This window comes from Acidiplasma cupricumulans (assembly GCF_001402935.1).
Taxonomy (GTDB): domain Archaea; phylum Thermoplasmatota; class Thermoplasmata; order Thermoplasmatales; family Thermoplasmataceae; genus Acidiplasma; species Acidiplasma aeolicum.
Genome location: NZ_LKBH01000133.1, coordinates 1 through 3626 on the forward strand (window position 1 = coordinate 1; position 3626 = coordinate 3626).

The following is a 3626-nucleotide window of genomic DNA, read 5'->3' on the forward strand; positions in this document are numbered from 1 at the left end:
CCCTTGCATGATCCTCATAAATCTGACCCCCGGTGATAAGACCTTCATCACTGTAATTATTATTAACAACACCATCATTGGCCTTATAAAGCCATATTCATATATATATCCAGTAATTAAAGTGCCGTATGTATAATCAAAAAACCTATTGATAAACCCCTTTATTTTTGTATGATTTTTAATCCGATGAAAATCAACTTCGTTAAAATTATTGCTTATTTTTTCTGAGGTGGTTAAAGAATATACAGGTTTATTAAAATAATTCATTGTAAGTGCAAGCGGAAAGGTTCCATTTTTATGTACAAGATCCCCATTAACAGTCACAAGGTCTGAACCCAGTAATAGAATGTCTGCTGATTTGCCAATCTCGTAATATGAATAATCTGTGGTTATGATGGTTTTAATTCCATGGCTGCTTAAATTGTCATAAAGTGATAAACCCTCAAAAGCTGGACCGCTTTCCATAATATATACCTGTTTAATTTTATCCATGTTATTAATAATGGCATCTCTAACCATGGAGCTGTAGCTAATTGTTGCAACTGAAACTTTTCTGTTAAAAATTTGGGCTGAAAACCTTACAGAGGAATCTGTATCCTTTTTAATTAAATCATACAATTTACCTGCATACTCTATTTTTGAAATTTTTCCATTATAGCCTGATAAATAATTGCATGTGTACTCTATTATACCCATACCATAATAGTTTTCCCGGAATTTATTCAGATATAAATCATAATCATTGCCTTTATATTCAATAAACCATTTTATTATGTTGTCTGCGATAACTGTGGCAGATGAAATTTCATCATCAAGAATTTCTTCAGGGTTCATAAAAATAAATATTTTAAAAAAATATAAAAATTAATGCTCCCTGTATAGGATTGGCTCAAGCTCCGTAACTGCCTTTTCCTCAAGGGATTTTAAATTTTTTATCACATCTGATATCGGCTGTTCCTCGGTTACTATATACTTTACCTTTCCAAATGACATCTGATATGACCCAGGGCATAGAGAATTTTCTGTCACAATAAAGGCATCAGGATTTAATGACAGTATTCCGGCCATTGCTATTTCCCTGCCACCATGGGTTCTGCCATAACCAGGATTTTCATATTCCTCAATCTTTTTTGTTTCGTCATCTATTAAAAATATGGAACTGCCATATTCCAGTGGGCTCAACATATTATCCTCATCTACAACACACGCTACCTTCATAATAAACCATAATATATAACAAAATTTAAGCTAATTGTATTTAATAACGCTAAAAAAATTAATAATAACCGTGAAATTCAATAGAATATTTTGGTATTGATATTCCTGAACCGTTCTCAACATGACCTATTTCCTGAACTTCAACACGGTTCTTCATTATGCTCATAAAGTCGCGTTTACTTTCCTCATCTATTATTACGACATAGCCTATGCCCATATTAAATATTTCATACATTTGCCCGTAGGTAAGATTTCCAATTTCCATTAATTTTATAAAAACGTTTTGTGGTTCTATGGGGTTATCTATAACATATTTCATGTCCTTCATTCTGGTTATATTTTTTATTCCCCCACCAGTTATATTTGCCATGCCCTTTATGTTAACTATGTTCAATGCATCTAAAATTTCCCTGACGTATATCCTTGTCGGTTCAAGTAATACATCTGCCACTGTTTTATTCTCTCCTGGAAAATTTTCATCGTATTTGAGTCCAGAGCTTTTGATAATATTTCTCACAGTGGTGAACCCGTTTGAATGAAGGCCACTGCTCTTTAATCCCATTATTATATCGCCGTCTGAGATTCTTTCCCCCGTAACCATCTGACTTTTTTGAAGTATTCCTATGGATGTGCCAGAAATATCTATATGATTAATAAGATCTGGCACTATTGCTGTTTCTCCGCCAACAATGTTAATATTTGCAATCTGAGCCCCAACATTAAAACCTACACCGAGCTGTTTTGCAACCTCATTATCTATATCCTTTAAGGAGATATAATCTAGCATGGCTATTGGTTCAGCTCCGGTTGTAATTGCATCGTTAACGTTCATTGCCACACAGTCAATGCCAAGTGTATTAAACTTACCACTTTCCTCAGCTATAATAGTTTTGGTACCAACACCGTCATTATTAAATGATAGGTAAAAATTGCCGAGATCAATAATAGATGTGAAACCACCTAGAGGGTTTACGGTTTTAAAATCTTCCCTTTTAAACTTTATTTGCCTTAAAAAGTTTGTAACAAACTCGCCCTGGGCTTTTCTATCTAAAATTTTACCCTGCATGATTGGATATTACATTATTAAATAAAGATTTTTATATTTTTACTATATTTAAATTTTTAATCTGCATGTAATTGTATATTAATTTGTTAAAAGGAAAAATATTTTAAGTAATATATGTATTATCGAATTAGGTGATAATGAGTGGTTAAGTTAGAAACCCTGGATTATAAGCCAAAGCCTATAGATCAAAACTATATAAACGATGAACAGAATTACCCTGTAACAGGAGAGCACAAAGGACATAAGGTTAGGGCTGAGGGCATACAGAGGATGGATGCTGATGGAAAGCCATACCCAACAAAGTTTGGTATCCATGGCAGCATTGTGGGTGTTGATTGGGAGGCATGTATAGCAGATGGCGCTTGCATGGATGTTTGTCCTGTATCCCTGTTTGAATGGGAATTAAATCCGGGCCAGTCAGGTACAGGAAACGATAAGCCCATCTCAAAGGATGATAAGGAGTTATGGGATAAATACAGAACAGATAAATGTGACCCAGTAAGGGAAAGCGAGTGCATATTTTGCATGGCATGTGAAAGCGTTTGCCCGACACTTGCAATTAAGGTAAATCCAGAATAAATTTTTATTATTTTTATTTAATAATAAAATGAAGTATAATTTCGATATTTATGTGAGTAGAAAATTGATTTAATATTAATTATCCTTGGGGTGGCACATTTTTAACGTCAGGTCTAAAATTCTATTGCATATATTTTGTTATTTTATTGAGATATTAAAGCCTCGTAAGCCTTTATTCCGTCTGACCTTTTTACTATTACTATGGTTTCATTTGAGCATGAAATTAACTGTAATATATTGATCTCTGCTGAAAATAATTTTTCGTTTATTTTCATGACAAAACCAGGAGTTTTAATTATCTCTGGTGAGGAGAATATATGTATTGAACTTACATCTTTTTCTATTATGGCATTTTTTGGTATTTCTGATAATTTATTTTTAGTTTCATCTATTATGTAAACTATTGAATCTGTTAGATATGTTGCAGATAAATAATTTAAATTTTCAAGCTTTCTGGTTGTGGTAATTACCATAATTTTATCCTGGAGCGTTATTTTGCTTTCTGATAATAATTTATTAATATGAGAGGTAAAATCGTCGCCTGTGTTTTCCATGGACATTTTATTTAGGGCAGATCTTATTGATATTATATTATAACCATTCATTTCATTGTATATCTTTCTTGCAAGCTTGCTGACATTAACAATGCCCATTCTCATTGATATTAATATTTCAGGATTCCTTTTAAGATAATTTCTAACAGCACTCTCAACGTTCCCCCTTCTTAATCTTTTTTCAACCATAATATATAATATCAATGAGA

5 protein-coding genes are annotated in these 3626 nt (G+C 32.7%); 1 reads left to right on the plus strand and 4 read right to left on the minus strand.

The annotated features are described in order from the left end of the window. The 3 genes from AOG55_RS04030 to purM form a co-directional block, all read right to left on the minus strand. The coding region (locus AOG55_RS04030) for a hypothetical protein (RefSeq protein ID WP_055040923.1) at positions 1-834 on the minus strand (834 nt) is incomplete at its 3' end. 30 nt (positions 835-864) lie between these two features. Next, entirely contained in the window at positions 865-1218 is a 354-nt protein-coding gene (locus AOG55_RS04035) for a NifB/NifX family molybdenum-iron cluster-binding protein (protein ID WP_048102078.1), read from the minus strand. A gap of 58 nt (positions 1219-1276) precedes the next feature. Next, a complete protein-coding gene (gene purM / locus AOG55_RS04040; protein ID WP_048102077.1) occupies positions 1277-2284 on the minus strand; it encodes a phosphoribosylformylglycinamidine cyclo-ligase in 1008 nt (335 codons plus the stop codon). A 141-nt stretch (positions 2285-2425) separates the two neighbouring features. Here purM and zfx point away from each other — a divergent pair, with 141 nt between their 5' ends. After that, positions 2426-2863, plus strand: a complete 438-nt coding sequence (gene zfx / locus AOG55_RS04045; RefSeq protein ID WP_052656825.1) for a zinc-containing ferredoxin — start codon at positions 2426-2428, stop codon at positions 2861-2863. 143 nt (positions 2864-3006) lie between these two features. On the opposite strand, the gene AOG55_RS04050 is transcribed toward zfx, so the two are convergent. Continuing rightward, on the minus strand, positions 3007-3626 hold a 620-nt coding region (locus AOG55_RS04050), incomplete at its 5' end, for a hypothetical protein (RefSeq protein ID WP_330218574.1).